This is a genomic window from Rickettsia endosymbiont of Ixodes scapularis (assembly GCF_000160735.1).
Classification (GTDB): domain Bacteria; phylum Pseudomonadota; class Alphaproteobacteria; order Rickettsiales; family Rickettsiaceae; genus Rickettsia; species Rickettsia tamurae.
Genome location: NZ_CM000770.1, coordinates 691,704 through 705,720, shown reverse-complemented (window position 1 = coordinate 705,720; position 14,017 = coordinate 691,704). Strand labels below are relative to the sequence as shown.

The following is a 14,017-nucleotide window of genomic DNA, read 5'->3' as shown; positions in this document are numbered from 1 at the left end:
GTTTTTAAGCTGTTAGCAACGGAAGTAAAATGATACAGAACAACGGATAAAAATTGATACAGTATTATCATTCAAAATTTATGCTATGTTGCTCCAAGATGATTTTAACCCCTATAAAAGTATATTTTGATAAGGAATAACTGTAATAATATCTCAATATTAAGCAATTAATTATTCAACATAGCATAGTGTGTGCTGTATTAATTTTCAACCATTGTAATATTAGAAATCTGTATCATTTTTCAGCCGGTATTGACAAAAAAAACTCTCTCATCCAGTATATTATTGATGGCATCTGTAACGCTCATTCCTGCGATCATTCTATCTTCTATGGCTTGGTAATCCCTAGCATTAGTAGATGTTAGCATCAGAGTAAATGGGTCTAACATTAACCTTGCTACAACTCCGTTAACACTTGGTCCATAAATCGCTGCTTCACTATAATGCGGCGGGTTTGAATGAATTGATTGTAGTAAATTTAGCTTCCAGTCCTCATCGACAAAACCTGCAAGTTTGGGGTTTGCTCTCATTGCTTTAAAGCTCTCAGGATTTTGCTTAARAATAACTTTATGTGATGAGTTCTCAAAAGCTTTTTCAGCAGCWGATCCTGCTTCYCTAAAGTAATCAGTTAATTGCTGAGTAGCAAGGGTWATTGAGCCGTTGTATTTTCTAGCTATTCTTCCTGCTTCTTCAATAAATTCTCCAGATCTCTTGCCAGATAGTAATTTCCATGCTTCATCAATCATGATTAGAAAGGGACGCTTCCTATCACCTTTAACCATTGCTTGGTTAATATGAACAATCATGATTTGTACAATTACTGCAAGTAGTGCCTGGTTACTGCGAAGATGATCAGTTTCAATTACTACTATATCTGAGCTTAAGGATAATTTTGCCTTACCACTAAAAAACTTGCCATATTGCCCATCACGGGTAAATGGAAATAGCATATTACCAAGTTCTTGCGAGTAAGACTCTTCTCTTTTAAGCAACCAATCTGCTATGTCAGTTATCTCAGCTCTTGCTCCTTTTGCTTGCCAAACAGCTATTAAGGCTTTTTGTAGCATTGGTTGCTGTAAATCATTAGTGCCATACTGAGGAGCTGCCATAGTTGCTAGAATCGATGGAAAACTTGCTAAAAAATCTGCCTGTGCTTCAATTGAGCCTTCGCTGCCGTCTGCTGGAATTTCTGAAAATGGATTAATAGAAATAGGATTTTTTACATCAAATTCAATATAATTACCGCCCAGTAGCAAACAGGTTCTTTTAAATGATCTACCATAATCAAGAACAAACACTTTGCCGCCAGTGCCTAAGACCGATAGCATTAGTTCTTGCATAAACACTGACTTACCAGAGCCTGGCACTCCTGCTATACAAAGATTAAAATTTTCATTTGGAGTTGCAGCTGTGCTATATAAATTTGAGCCAATTAATGCTGAGCCAAAGGGAGACCAATACATTATCTGTCCTCTTCTACCAGTAAGCAGCATTCCAGGAGAGCTTAAATCCCCTTTCCATTCACCAATAATAGGAAGTAACACCTTACTTTCTGAAGCAATAGTTTTTATGCCTCTACCAAGATTTGATAATGCTATGCCAACTCCCCGAGTCTTTTTATTAAATATGTTATTGAATCTATTAAATTTACCCACTAAAGAATTAGGTGCTGCTTCAACTAACTGCATCGGTAAACTAGCAAGTACCACCGCTAAATGATCATATTTACAAGGGACAAAATACCAACCACTTCGACGAAGCTGTGAGCAAAACTGTGATGCTGCCCCTTTGGCTTTGTTCTTCTTATCCCACATAATGACATTTAAGTGGATATTTACTACTCTATCGCCACTTTGCAAGCACGCTACTGCTCCTGCTAAATCTTGTGCTTCACTAGCTAAGTTAGGAAAGAATTTACCCATCCCAGCATTAATATTTCTCTCTAAAGCTTCTCTTTTAGTAATTGCTGCTGTTTTTGCTATCACTTGATTAGGCACTATTTGCAAACCAAAATGAATCAGAAAATTTGATCTAATATATTCATCTCGTCTTAGCTCATTACCTAAAAACAAATCCATGGCTGATAAAAGCCACTCTGCCGGTCTTTTTCCTGCCTCTAAGCTTATAAATATTTGATTATCATTAAGACTTACATAATCTTCCTTTTCATATAAAGAAAAATTACCAGGTAAAATCTGCTCAGATAATATTTCATAAGGATTAAGTTCAGGATGTTCTTCTTCCCTCCAACCAAATATTAAACGGACAAATTTTAATAGCAATGTTGCCTCAACATTGTAAGTAGCAAGCCCAATTGATTTAAATGTATCTTGCAATACTTCTCTTCTTCGTATCATCTCATTAATATCAATCGTCAGCGTCGGAATAGTTACGGAAATTAATAACACGACATCTTTGATATTCCCCTCTGCCTTTGCTTTTTGCTCTAAAAATTTTGTTCTTCTACTACTAAGCTCAGCAAAAATTGTCCCTTTTCTATGTAATTGCCAGTTATCTAGATATTCTCTTATATGATCAGAGCCAATCATCAATATTTGAAAACTACTTCCTGCCGGTAAATTCTCATCACTTTTTAAAAATTCAGCTATCTCTCCTTGAGCTTGCAAGCTTGTCCCAACCAGTGGCCAGCCAAGCAGGACAAATCCTACTGAAGCTCTATTAAAAAACAAGCTACTCTCCTCATCATATGATTCATAAACAAAATGTTTAGCTAGTCTTTCCCGAGCAAAATCTTTATCAATTCCTGATATCATTATTATACCTTCCAAAGCATCTAGTAGAGCATATCGATTTAAAATTAGGCTTGTCATTATTATTATTTGGATTAAACATATTCTGATCAGCCATTTTATTTACTTCATATAAAGCTTTACATTTTAGTCCTTGGGGCAGCGGGCAATCAAAATCGCTTCTATATGGCATCAACTTACAATTAGCAACGCTAAAGCTTAACATCGATAACAAAAGCAGATTAATTATTTTATTATTCATTAAAAATTACCCGGATGTTGTTGTTCTGACTGCAAATCAATATCCGTCATCTCATAATCATCATTATCCCGAGTAAAACGTTCTTGCAATTTAGTTTTTGCCTTAGTAAAACTTGTCACTTTATTCCCGGCATAATTTTGATAATTACTATAATTTGCTTCCTTTTGCGAATAATCAGTAGTAGTTGGTGGTAGTACTCTATCTACTTTAGCAGCTTCTTTATTCTCTCTTAAATTAAAACCTTTTCTAAATACAACATCTATTACTCTACCTGAAGTGACAACAATTACCGGACTCATACTTTCTGCTCGTTTAATTGCAAAATCAGCAAGCTTTTCTAAAGCATTACCGGTACCGGAATAAACACCGGCTTTAAGAGAGTCAGCAGCTTTTAAGGCATTTTGCTGACCGGTAATCGGTGACACCGGAAATATGCCATTGCTTGCCTGGTTCTGAAAAAATTGTGCTATCCCGCCAAGTACGCCGTTAAGCACCGCCATCCTTGCTACATCTGATGATCTATCAACAACTATCCCTTTAATTCCAGGTCTACCATCTTCTCCTATTAACCATCCTTCTACCGGTTTTTCAATGATCTCTCCATTACTATTTAGTAAAGATACCGTCTCTAACCGGCATTTAGCCCGCTCCGATGATATATCCCCGCTGCAAGAACCAATTAAAATTGCTTCTTTGATTTGCTCCGTTTTATAGCCTTTAGAAAAAATAGCTGTATCAACAAGCCTTATCATTATGGGCTCAGGCGAAGCTGCATTATTAGTGCCAGTTCCAACCACCACACCAGTAAGCAGCACCCCCCGTGCAAAGCTACCAGTAGTAATATAATCTTTAAAATCTTTTTTGAGTTCCACATCAGCTCTTTTTACGTAACCAAGTAATCTTTTTACTGGAGCAGTAGGAGCAGCAGCAATGCTTTGCTCAAAGTTATTATCTAATAAATCTTCTATCTTTTGATCATTATTAAAATCATTGCCATCATATAATATAGTTTCTTTAAGAGGCTTCTCTAATGATTCTAACTTTTGACTAAAATCATCAATTTTAGTTTTAGTTTCTAAATATTTATTCTCTATTAGCTTTTCCAAATGATTCTGCATGTTTTTGACTTCATTTAATATTTCTGCAGTCCATTTAGCCCTTGGATCTATTGCCTGCTCTATCCCTGATATTTCCCTTGATTGTCTATCTTCTTGTAAACCTCGGGAAGTTTTGACCTCATTTTCGGCAAATTCATAAAATACCAAAACCATTATCACGCCTATGCAAGCTAAAGTTACTAATGGTCTGTTTTTAATTATCTCTATGAGTTCTGATAATCTTTTACTAAATGTAGATGGTAATTTATGATCCTCTACTGTACTTTGTAATTCTTCCTGCTTATTGAACTCTTGATCCATTGCTTTTAATCAATATCCTAATTATCTAACTGATTTTCATACCACTAGAGACCCACTCTAAATAAAACCCTAAAATAATACCAATAGCAACGATTGCTCCAGCAAGCCTTAAATTACCCCTGACCACTGCCCAGATTGATGACAAAATCGTTGCTCCTGATATCCCGATAGTTTTCAGTTTACCGGTAGAGAGTCCACCAATGCGGTCTAACTGTCCTTCTAATGTTTCTCCTAAAGCTACTTCAGATAGTATCACATTTACACAAAAAATTAATAATACCGGCAATAAAGGATATATTATTCTTAAACACTGTTTTTTATTTTCTTTTTCTATTACATCTTTGTTTTTTACATTCATGATGCTTCTCTTCTTTGTTATTAGTTAACTTTATTACTTCTTGTTCTAAACCAAACTTAATAAGTCTAATTGGTGTTGGTTTGATTTTAGTAAAATTCAACATTAAATCTTGGACCGTACCATTTTCTCCAATTAGAGTGAGATACAGTTTACTGCTATCTTGCTGTGGCAAAATAAATAAACAACCTGAATTATGCACTGCTACTTCTGCGGCGATTTGAGGATGAATAAAAATATCATTGATCTTTTCTCCTTCTATGTTAATTCTAGTTGGAGCATCTTTAGCTATTTGCAGCTCTAACAAAGAATCAGCATGTAACATATAGCTTATCCCATAAGCATTACTACTAAAGCTTGCAAGCATTATTCCAATAAACACTACTAAGATTTGTAACTCTGACTTCAAACTTTTCATTACTTATTTACCTCTTCTTCTTTAATTCCTGTAAGTAATAATAAATGATTTGCTCCTCGCTTATAGGTTAACAAATAAGTTTTATCAGTTGCTATATGCTTATTCTCAGAAAACCAATAACGAAATGTTCCATTAATTAATACTCCATCCTCAATGACTTTTACCTTTTTAGGAAAAAATACTGAGCAAATTCCAGAGCCCTTAACAAAATCTAAATGTTCCTTAAAAAATTTATCCAGCTGCTCTGTATTACTAGACACCACCTTCATATCTGCTATTTGCCTCTCTACTTCCTCAGGCGAAGTAGTAAATAATTCCTTCATTACAAACACTGCCCATTCTTTAAGATAAGTCTCATGATAGCTTTTGGATGATACTATCATCCGACGATCTGGCTCTATTGCTGGAATTAATAACCATTTTTCTTCCGTGCTAATTGTTTTAATCATCCCAAGAAGACTCGTAACTGCAAGCAGCAATGTAATAAGCAATAATCTCTTATTATATTTAACTAGCTGCTGAACCCCGCTTTGCTTAAATAAATGATCCATTACTTACCTACCTTTTTACCAAGTAAATTAGGATAAGAAGTAGGAGCATATAGCCATTTCTTAGCGACTAAATAACTCTTAAGTACAAAATATTCCGATAATTTTTTAAACTTCTTAAATGCATAACAAAGTACAACTCCAGCTATAATGCATATCATCCCAAGCTTAGCATGTCCGCTATTCAGTAACACTATCCCAGGTACTATACCAAGTAAGATAACTAACCACTCATCTAAGCTTAAGGCCATATATTTTAGGGGAGTAGAGAGTGACCAATATAATCTTTGATTAGCACAATTATTATTCATATTAATTAAGTGATATTTCCATTAATAGATAAGTTTTGCTAGTCATGACATTAACATCCTAATTTTTACATTGCCAGTGGAGTTTTAAGCCATAATAAAAAAAACTGTAATTCATATAAAACTGTGGATATCTGGAGATAGAATCTATAGCTCTATCCATGAATTTGTTGATAACTAGCAGTAATTTTGCTAATATTAACGAAATAAATTATTGGTGAGTTGTGTATGTTTAGAAATGATGTAGAGTTAAAACTAGAATGTTTAAAACTTGCTATCCAGTCTTGCTGTAGTTATGATGCTGTGGATATTGCAAAACAATATTATCGTTTCCTTATAGAAAATAATGAAAATGTACCAATTCAATTTTCTATCAATAAAGTAAGTTTAAATTAGGTTTATTATTAATTTTACTTAAAAGATTCTGATCCTAACAAATCTATAATTTCCTGTACACCATCAATTTCTTGATGACTTTGATAATAAGCAATTATTTCTTCTTTTTTATTCGGTTCAAGCTGTTCATTATATAAAGGCATACTATATTTATCTAACATCTTGTAAATATATGGATGTAAAATTTCCTGGTTTTCATCTACATAATATAATACCCTATGTAATAATAGATTTTGAACAATATCATACAGTTTCATATCTTCAAATTGCTTTACAAGATTTACATAGTTATAATTGTCAAATAATTCTACTAAATCCGGTAATTTACTATCAATAAATGTATTAAATTTGTTCGGCATTATTGCTATAAACTCATTAATCTTGTTCATTATATTAAAATCATAATCATTACCATGATCCTTTTTACACATCATATCGAAAATATGTACCTTAGAATTTGGATTATCATTTAAAATTCTAACCAAAAAAGCATATTGATCAATATCAACATGAGGGTATGTATTCTTTCTAGGTACAATAAATTCAAACTCATTACTCATAGGATCTAGTGATACTAATTCTTTAAATACATTACGTATTTCATATGCAATAGAAGTAGTATTTCTTGGTATGCTATAAGGCCATAGTTTGGTTCCTTCTTCTAATCCTGTCTCTATATTATTGCAATGTAAATTAACCCAAGATATATTGGTATTATCAACAACATCAATAAGATATTGATATCCTGCATATTCAATCATATTGCCATGAAGATGAATACCAGTGACTTGGCTATATGGCAAACCATCTGCTAGATATCTAGCACCATCAGCTCCTATACTATTATTGCACAAATCTATAAAAAGAATTTTAGAATTTTGTAAGATTTCAGCTAAATATCTAGCTCCTTCAGCTTCTATATCATCCCAAGCAAGATCAATATACATAATGTCACTATTTTTAAGTGCTGGTGCTAAATATTTCATACCTTCATCTCCTATGTAATTTAGACGAAGATCAAGATCTAAAACTTTAACCTCTTTTAAAAATTCAGCTAAATACTTAACACCTGTAGTTCTTATTTTTTCTGCATGTACATTTAACTTGGCAATTTGACTATCTTTAAATGCTTGAACTAAATATTGAATACCATTAAGTTGCATAATATGATTGTAAGACATTTTAAGCTCACTAATTTTAGTATCTTTGAAAGCTTGAGCCAGATATTGAGCATCATCGGCTTCTAAGTTTTGACTATCAAGTGTAAGCTCAGCAATTGCAATATTTTGAAAGGTTTTATTTAGATATTGAGCACCCTTAATGCCTATTTTATTATTATGGATAGTAATATGAATATTCTTAATATCACAATATGATCTTTGAGATATATACTTATTAACATCACCATCTTCTGTGTAATGGATATCAAGATAAAGAGACCTCATTTTAGTATTACTCAGCATCTTATTTAAGTATTGTGCTGCATCGCTTCCAATTTTATTTTCACTCAAATCAAGTTCAGTAATTTGTATTTCTTTTAGAGATTCAGTAAGATATTTTACACCTTCATCCATTATATTATTATTTTTAAGATTAAGTGTGGTAATTTGAGTGTCTCTCAAAATTTGAGTTAAATACTTAAGACCATTACATCCTATGTTATTATTACTAAGATCAAGTCTAGTAATTTGAGTACCTTTTAGAGCTTGAGCTAGAGATTTAACATCGCCTTCTCCTATATTACTAAGAGATAAACTGTGATTATCTTTTAAGTTATCAATCATTGTTTTATATGGCATATATGTACCCTCCTAGCTATATAAGTTTTACTATATTTATTACTGTTGAACTGTAGAGATCATTTCATTAATGGCTCTTTGCATATATTCTCGAGCAGTATCAGTGGCAAGTCTAGTATAAACTGCCGTTGATCTTGGATCTCTATGATTTAGAAGCTGTCCTATTACATATTGATTTGCTCCGGTCATTGCCATCCAGCTTGGTATTGTTCTTCTTAAATCATGGATTCTTAAATTTTCTATTCCTGCCTTTTTACAAATCCTCTTCCATGCTTTCTTTGGTTCTTGCAAATGACCACTACTGCTTGTCTCACTTGGAAATACCCAAATGCTATCAGATTGCTCTTTCCTGGCTTTTAATATTTCTACTGCCTGATCTAATAAAGGTAAACGGTGAGGATCACCATTCTTAGTATCTGGAAGATATAACTGTTTATCAGCAAAACTAATCTGTTCCCAACGCATAGTAAGTACATTATCCTTACGAACTGATGTATACAAAGCTATTAAGAAAAAGTCCTTCATTACCTGGTTTTGCTCTTCTGATATTGCTGTAAAAAATCGTGGTATTTCTTCCCTAGTTAAATATCGATCTCTAGATTGTTCCTTGTGCTTCTTTATGCCAATAACTGGATTTACTGTTAATAATTCCCATTCTATTGCTTTACTAAATACAGGACTTAAAACTTCAAGAAATCTATTAGCTCCATATTTACCAGTTTTCGTCAATTTATTAAATAATTCTTGAATATCTGCTTTTTGAATGGTTGATATTTTTCTATTATATAAATGTTTTGCATATCTATCTACAGAAGCAGCATAATCTTTCCATCTTTTATTATTAATTTTACTGTATTCATCAAGGTATCTATCATAAAACTCTTTAAAGGTAGGCTCTTTAGATAATCTAGCTTTTTCTTCTATAGGATTATATCCTTGAGCAATTTTCCCTTTTAACTCAGATGCTTTGAGTCTTGCATCAATAATAGATAGATAGGGAAATACTCCTATTTTGATTCTATGATACTTTTTACTAAGTACCACTCCTAAATAAAATATTTTACTACCACCGTATGAGACGATTAGCAATAATCCTTTTTCTTTGGTATCTTTATATATATCTCGCTTTGCTTCTGGAGCTTTTATTTCTTGAAGCATTTCTTTAGTAAAAAGTAATGATTTAACTGGCATAATATTACCTACCATAGCTTAACCGAAATATATATTTAAAACTGTAGTATGTTTTAATTGTAATAGCAAATTCTATATCAAATATAATTACAATGAACTTGATTATTACTTTTACAATATAAACAACTAATAATTGTAATTATTGATTCATAAATTCAAAAGGTCCAAGTAAATTGCAAGGTAAAAATTGATCATAAAATTTGACTCGCTATATGCTCATTATATCCATATCCTATTTTAAAATTTCTAATATTTTTTAAAGATTGACAAATTATTGCAACTCTACTAAAGTTAAAGCATAGTATTGGTAGTAAGAAAAAACCCTTAACATATAAAGAGTTGTGAGGTATAAATTGGTTTATAAGAAAAAGGCAAAAAGTAAGGTAAAACGAACCGTTACATTGACATCGTAAAGGTCAGAGGTTCGAATCCCCTATCGCCCACCACCTTACCTCCAAGCTTTTCTTAAGCTGCTAATTTTACCTCCCTACGCCATATGCTGCTTATATGCTCATCGCATTTTGAAAAATGGTATCTTAATTGCTTTGTTACCTCGATTAAACCTGATGTTTAAGTTGAGGTCTTATGCACACTATATGCTCATCACATTTCACTCCTGATTGTCTAACACATGATCACAATGATAATAGTGCAATCATTTTCTACAATTTTGTTGGTAATTTTATCCCTCCTGAATGGAGTAATCTATCCTCTAGTAATGGTAAAATTTTAAGTAAAACTGCAAGGCAGCTTCTATCTCTCATAGTCTTTCGCTTGCAAATCTATCATAATAATAGCATTGATGAACTTAATGAAACCTATCATTTCTTTCAAGAACATTTAGGAGTTTGTCAACGAAGAATTAGACAATGTCTACTTGAATTACAACAAGCTGGCTTTATCTATCTCTCTACTACAACAATAATTAGATACGGTATAAAATGTCGTAATACTCCTTGTGTAAAATTAGCAAAAAATTTCCAACCTTATAATCATAAATCTTCAGCTGAAAACGAAAAAAATTTCAGCCATACACGAAAAATTTTTCGCTCTAACCCGAAAGAAATTTCAGCTCAACCTGAAAAAAATTTCGCTAACTACTTATATATAGATAATAATAAAAATATATCTAATAAATCTCTCACTACATGACAATTTTTCATTTTGCTATCTCCGTATGAACAAATATTGAGCACAAAAGCTACATCCAATGGGCTGATTGGTTAGAAATATTATAAAAGATAGTCACCAATGTATCTAATCCGACACGAAATATACTGTTTTGTCTATAACCATGTTTTTTTATAATTATTGGTTTATCTACAACTACAATCTCTCCAGTTTGATAGGCTAGACAAAAAGCAATAGACATTACTTGCATTAATGTGTCTAATCGTAAATCATCAGTAATATGAGTTGCTTCACAGTTAAAACCTGCTGATTTAAAAGCTTTGAACGGATAATAATTGTGCTAATCAAAGATTATATTGGTCACTAACTACTGCCTTAAAATATATGGGACTGAGCTTAGATGAGTGGTTAGTGATCTTACTTGGTATAGTACCTGGGATAGTGTTACTGAATAGCGGACATGCTAATCTTGGGGTAATATGCATTATAGCTGGTATTGTACTTTGCTATATATTTAAAAAGTTCAAGAAACTATCAGAATATTTTGTGCTTAAGAGTTATTTAGTCGCTAAGAAATGGCTATATGCTCCTACTTCTTATCCTAATTTACTTGGTAAAAAGGTAGGCAAGTAATGAATCATTTATTTAAGCAAAGCGGGGTTCAGCAGCTAGTTAAATATAATAAGATATTATTGCTTATCGCATTGCTGCTTGCAGTTACGAGTCTGCTTGGAATGATTAAAACAGTTAGCACGGAAGAAAAATGGTTATTAATTCCAGCCATAGAGCCAGATCGTCGGATGATAGTATCATCCAAAAGCTATCATGAGACTTATCTTAAAGAATGGGCAATTTTTGTCATGAAAGAATTATTTACTACTTCGCCTGAGGAGGTAGAGAGACAAATAGCGGATATGAAGGTGGTGTCTAGTAACACAGAGCAATTAGATAAGTTTTTTAAAGAACATTTAAATTTTGTTAAGGGCTCTAATATTTCATCAGTATTTTTTCCTAAAAAAGTAAAAGTAATTGCAGATGGAGTAATAATTAGTGGCACATTTCGTTATTGGTTTTCTGAGAATAAGCATATAGCAGCTGATAAAACTTATTTGTTAACTTACAAGCGAGGAGCTAATCATTTGTTGTTACTTACTGGTATTAAGGAAGAAGAGGTAAATAAGTAATGAAAAGTTTGCAGTCAGAGTTGCAGATCTTAGTAGTTTTTGTTGGCATAATGCTGGCAAGCTTTAGTAGTAATGCTTATGGAATAAGCTATATATTACATGCTGATTCTTTATTAGAATTACAAATTGCCAAAGATGGTCCAACTAGGATTAATATCGAAGGAGAAAAGATTAATGATATTTTTATTCATCCGGGGGAAGCTGCAGAAGTAGCAGTGCATGATTCTGGTTATTTATTTATTTTGCCGCAGCAAAATAGCAGTAAACTTTACTTAACCCTGATTGGTGAAAATGGTACGATTCAAGATTTAATGCTGAATTTTACTAAAAGCAAACCAGCACCGATTAGATTGATTAAGTTTGATTTAGAACAAGAAGTAACAAAATTAACTAATAATAAGGAAGAGAAATATCATGAATGTAACAAACAAAGATGTAAGAGAAGAAGAAAATAATAATGAGGTTATTAAGGAGGTGATTTTAGTACTACAAAAGTATCGAGGATTAACCTACCCATTATTGCCAATATTATTAATTTTTTGTGTAAATGTAATACTATCTGAAATCGCTTTAGGAGAAACATTGGAAGGACAGTTAGATCGAATTGGTGGGCTCTCTACTGGTAAACTTAAAACTATCGGGATATCAGGGGCAACGATTTTATCCTCAATCTGGGCAGTAGTCAGGGGTAATTTAAGACTTGCCGGAGCAATTGTAGCTATTGGTATTATTTTAGGATTTTATTTAGAGTGGGTCTCTAGTGGTATGAAAATTAGTTAGATAATTAAGATATTGATTAAAAGCAATGGATCAAGATTTCAATAAGCAGGAAGAAGTACAAGGTAAAGTAGAGGATCATAAATTACCATCTGCATTTAGTAAAAGATTATCAGAGTTTATAGAGATAATTAAAAACAGACCATTAGTAACTCTAGCTTGCTTAGGAGTAATAATGGTTTTGGTATTTTATGGATTTGCAGAAAGTGAGGTAAAGACTTCTTTAGATTTACAGGAAGATAGACAATCAAGGGAAATATCAGGGATAGAGCAGGCAATAGATCCAAGGGCTAAATGGACTGCAGAAATATTAAATGAAGTTAAAAACATGCAGAATCATTTAGAGAAGCTAATAGAGAATAAATATTTAGAAACTAAAACTAAAATTGATGATTTTAGTCAAAAGTTAGAATCATTAGAGAAGCCTCATGAAGAAACTATATTATATGATGGCAATGATTTTAATAATAATCAAAAAATAGAAGATTTACTAGATAATAACTTTGAGCAAAGCATTGTTGCTGCTCCTACTGCTCCAGTAGAAAGATTACTTGGCTATGTAAAAAGAGCTGACTTAAGGATAAAAAAAGATGTTAAAGATTATATTACTACTGGCAGCTTTGCAAGAGGGGTGCTGCTTACTGGAGTAGTAGTTGGAACCGGCACTAATAACTCAGCATCTCCTGAGCCAATAATGATAAGGCTTGTTGATACAGCTATTTTTTCTAAAGGATATAAAACAGAGCAAATCAAAGAAGCAATTTTAATTGGTTCTTGCACTGGGGATATTTCATCAGAGCGGGCTAAATGCCGGTTAGAGACAGTATCTTTACTAAATAGTAATGGAGAGATAATTGAAAAACCGGTAGAAGGTTGGTTAATAAGAGAAGATGGTAGGCCCGGCATTAAGGGTATAGTAGTTGATAGATCATCAGATGTCGCAAGAATGGCGGTGCTTAACGGCGTACTTGGCGGGATAGCACAATTTTTCCAGAACCAGGCAAGCAATAGCATATTTCCGGTGTCACCGATTACCGGTCAGCAAAATGCCTTAAAAGCTCAGGATTCTCTAAAAGCTGGTGTTTATGCCGGTACCGGTAATGCTTTAGAAAAGCTTGCTGATTTTGCAATTAAACGGGCAGAAAGTATGAGTCCGGTAATTGTTGTAGCTTCAGGTAGAGTAATAGATGTCGTATTTAGAAAAGGTTTTGATTTAAGGAATAATAAAGATGCTGGCAAAGTAGATAGATTACTACCACCAACTACTACTGATTATTCTCAAAATAGAATAAATTATAGTAATAATCAAAATTATTCTAGGAATAAAGTGACAAGTTTTACTAAGGCAAAAACTAAATTGCAAGAAAATTTTACTCCGGATAATGGGACTTATAAAATGACAGATATTGATTTGCAGTCAGAACAACAACATCTTGGTAATTTTTAATGAATAATAAAATAATTAATCTACTTTTGTTAG

General features: G+C 32.7%; 15 protein-coding genes and 1 pseudogene. 6 read left to right on the top strand and 10 right to left on the bottom strand.

Annotation, left to right across the window (positions count from 1 at the left end):
• Positions 1–242 precede the first annotated feature (242 nt).
• The 9 genes from REIS_RS03665 to REIS_RS03625 all read right to left on the bottom strand — a co-directional run bounded on the left by REIS_RS03665 (position 243) and on the right by REIS_RS03625 (position 9,460).
• On the bottom strand, positions 243–2,774 hold the full coding sequence (locus REIS_RS03665; protein WP_008579914.1) for a TraC family protein: 2,532 nt from the start codon (positions 2,772–2,774) through the stop codon (positions 243–245).
• Positions 2,758–3,012, bottom strand: a complete 255-nt coding sequence (locus REIS_RS03660) for a hypothetical protein (protein WP_008579913.1) — start codon at positions 3,010–3,012, stop codon at positions 2,758–2,760. The genes REIS_RS03665 and REIS_RS03660 overlap by 17 nt, the downstream gene beginning before the upstream one ends.
• Entirely contained in the window at positions 3,012–4,430 is a 1,419-nt protein-coding gene (locus REIS_RS03655) for a TraB/VirB10 family protein (protein WP_008579912.1), read from the bottom strand. Before REIS_RS03655 ends, REIS_RS03660 begins: the two co-directional genes overlap by 1 nt.
• A 25-nt stretch (positions 4,431–4,455) precedes the next feature.
• Positions 4,456–4,788, bottom strand: a complete 333-nt coding sequence (locus tag REIS_RS03650) for a hypothetical protein (protein ID WP_008579911.1) — start codon at positions 4,786–4,788, stop codon at positions 4,456–4,458.
• Positions 4,748–5,203, bottom strand: a complete 456-nt coding sequence (locus REIS_RS03645) for a hypothetical protein (protein WP_011477114.1) — start codon at positions 5,201–5,203, stop codon at positions 4,748–4,750. Before REIS_RS03645 ends, REIS_RS03650 begins: the two co-directional genes overlap by 41 nt.
• Complete coding sequence (locus REIS_RS03640; RefSeq protein ID WP_008579909.1) at positions 5,203–5,754, bottom strand: TraE/TraK family type IV conjugative transfer system protein; 552 nt, start codon at positions 5,752–5,754, stop codon at positions 5,203–5,205. The genes REIS_RS03645 and REIS_RS03640 overlap by 1 nt, the downstream gene beginning before the upstream one ends.
• The gene (locus tag REIS_RS03635) at positions 5,754–6,062 is read right to left on the bottom strand and encodes a hypothetical protein (RefSeq protein ID WP_008579908.1); all 309 of its coding nucleotides are present in this window, start codon (positions 6,060–6,062) and stop codon (positions 5,754–5,756) included. The genes REIS_RS03640 and REIS_RS03635 overlap by 1 nt, the downstream gene beginning before the upstream one ends.
• Before the next feature lie 407 nt (positions 6,063–6,469).
• The gene (locus tag REIS_RS03630) at positions 6,470–8,254 is read right to left on the bottom strand and encodes a hypothetical protein (RefSeq protein ID WP_008579905.1); all 1,785 of its coding nucleotides are present in this window, start codon (positions 8,252–8,254) and stop codon (positions 6,470–6,472) included.
• A gap of 39 nt (positions 8,255–8,293) precedes the next feature.
• Positions 8,294–9,460 (bottom strand): tyrosine-type recombinase/integrase, encoded by a 1,167-nt coding sequence (locus REIS_RS03625; protein WP_008579904.1) that lies wholly within the window; start codon positions 9,458–9,460, stop codon positions 8,294–8,296.
• Between the two features lie 570 nt (positions 9,461–10,030).
• Between REIS_RS03625 and REIS_RS03620 the strand changes: the two are divergent.
• Positions 10,031–10,585: pseudogene (locus REIS_RS03620) on the top strand (hypothetical protein); the annotation flags it as partial.
• 61 nt (positions 10,586–10,646) lie between these two features.
• Here REIS_RS03620 and REIS_RS03615 read toward each other — a convergent pair.
• The gene (locus REIS_RS03615) at positions 10,647–10,817 is read right to left on the bottom strand and encodes a transposase (RefSeq protein ID WP_160142964.1); all 171 of its coding nucleotides are present in this window, start codon (positions 10,815–10,817) and stop codon (positions 10,647–10,649) included.
• 143 nt (positions 10,818–10,960) lie between these two features.
• On the opposite strand from REIS_RS03615, the gene REIS_RS03610 reads away from it, so the two are divergent.
• Genes REIS_RS03610 through REIS_RS03590 form a run of 5 tightly spaced genes read left to right on the top strand, consistent with a single transcriptional unit; the run spans position 10,961 to position 13,984 of the window.
• The gene (locus REIS_RS03610) at positions 10,961–11,209 is read left to right on the top strand and encodes a hypothetical protein (RefSeq protein ID WP_050755359.1); all 249 of its coding nucleotides are present in this window, start codon (positions 10,961–10,963) and stop codon (positions 11,207–11,209) included.
• The gene (locus tag REIS_RS03605; RefSeq protein ID WP_008579899.1) at positions 11,209–11,760 is read left to right on the top strand and encodes a TraE/TraK family type IV conjugative transfer system protein; all 552 of its coding nucleotides are present in this window, start codon (positions 11,209–11,211) and stop codon (positions 11,758–11,760) included. Before REIS_RS03610 ends, REIS_RS03605 begins: the two co-directional genes overlap by 1 nt.
• Positions 11,760–12,215, top strand: coding sequence for a hypothetical protein (locus tag REIS_RS03600; protein WP_008579898.1), 456 nt, complete (start codon positions 11,760–11,762; stop codon positions 12,213–12,215). Before REIS_RS03605 ends, REIS_RS03600 begins: the two co-directional genes overlap by 1 nt.
• On the top strand, positions 12,175–12,540 hold the full coding sequence (locus tag REIS_RS03595; RefSeq protein WP_037213955.1) for a hypothetical protein: 366 nt from the start codon (positions 12,175–12,177) through the stop codon (positions 12,538–12,540). Before REIS_RS03600 ends, REIS_RS03595 begins: the two co-directional genes overlap by 41 nt.
• A 25-nt stretch (positions 12,541–12,565) precedes the next feature.
• Positions 12,566–13,984, top strand: coding sequence for a TraB/VirB10 family protein (locus REIS_RS03590; protein ID WP_008579896.1), 1,419 nt, complete (start codon positions 12,566–12,568; stop codon positions 13,982–13,984).
• Positions 13,985–14,017: the final 33 nt, after the last annotated feature.

Coding starts and splice junctions, on each gene's coding strand:
- REIS_RS03660 (WP_008579913.1), bottom strand. CDS start 3,012: ATGAATAATAAAATAATTAATCTGCTTTTGTTATCGATGTTAAGCTTT.
- REIS_RS03655 (WP_008579912.1), bottom strand. CDS start 4,430: ATGGATCAAGAGTTCAATAAGCAGGAAGAATTACAAAGTACAGTAGAG.
- REIS_RS03650 (WP_008579911.1), bottom strand. CDS start 4,788: ATGAATGTAAAAAACAAAGATGTAATAGAAAAAGAAAATAAAAAACAG.
- REIS_RS03645 (WP_011477114.1), bottom strand. CDS start 5,203: ATGAAAAGTTTGAAGTCAGAGTTACAAATCTTAGTAGTGTTTATTGGA.
- REIS_RS03640 (WP_008579909.1), bottom strand. CDS start 5,754: ATGGATCATTTATTTAAGCAAAGCGGGGTTCAGCAGCTAGTTAAATAT.
- REIS_RS03635 (WP_008579908.1), bottom strand. CDS start 6,062: ATGAATAATAATTGTGCTAATCAAAGATTATATTGGTCACTCTCTACT.
- REIS_RS03630 (WP_008579905.1), bottom strand. CDS start 8,254: ATGCCATATAAAACAATGATTGATAACTTAAAAGATAATCACAGTTTA.
- REIS_RS03625 (WP_008579904.1), bottom strand. CDS start 9,460: ATGGTAGGTAATATTATGCCAGTTAAATCATTACTTTTTACTAAAGAA.
- REIS_RS03615 (WP_160142964.1), bottom strand. CDS start 10,817: ATGTCTATTGCTTTTTGTCTAGCCTATCAAACTGGAGAGATTGTAGTT.
- REIS_RS03610 (WP_050755359.1), top strand. CDS start 10,961: ATGGGACTGAGCTTAGATGAGTGGTTAGTGATCTTACTTGGTATAGTA.
- REIS_RS03605 (WP_008579899.1), top strand. CDS start 11,209: ATGAATCATTTATTTAAGCAAAGCGGGGTTCAGCAGCTAGTTAAATAT.
- REIS_RS03600 (WP_008579898.1), top strand. CDS start 11,760: ATGAAAAGTTTGCAGTCAGAGTTGCAGATCTTAGTAGTTTTTGTTGGC.
- REIS_RS03595 (WP_037213955.1), top strand. CDS start 12,175: ATGAATGTAACAAACAAAGATGTAAGAGAAGAAGAAAATAATAATGAG.
- REIS_RS03590 (WP_008579896.1), top strand. CDS start 12,566: ATGGATCAAGATTTCAATAAGCAGGAAGAAGTACAAGGTAAAGTAGAG.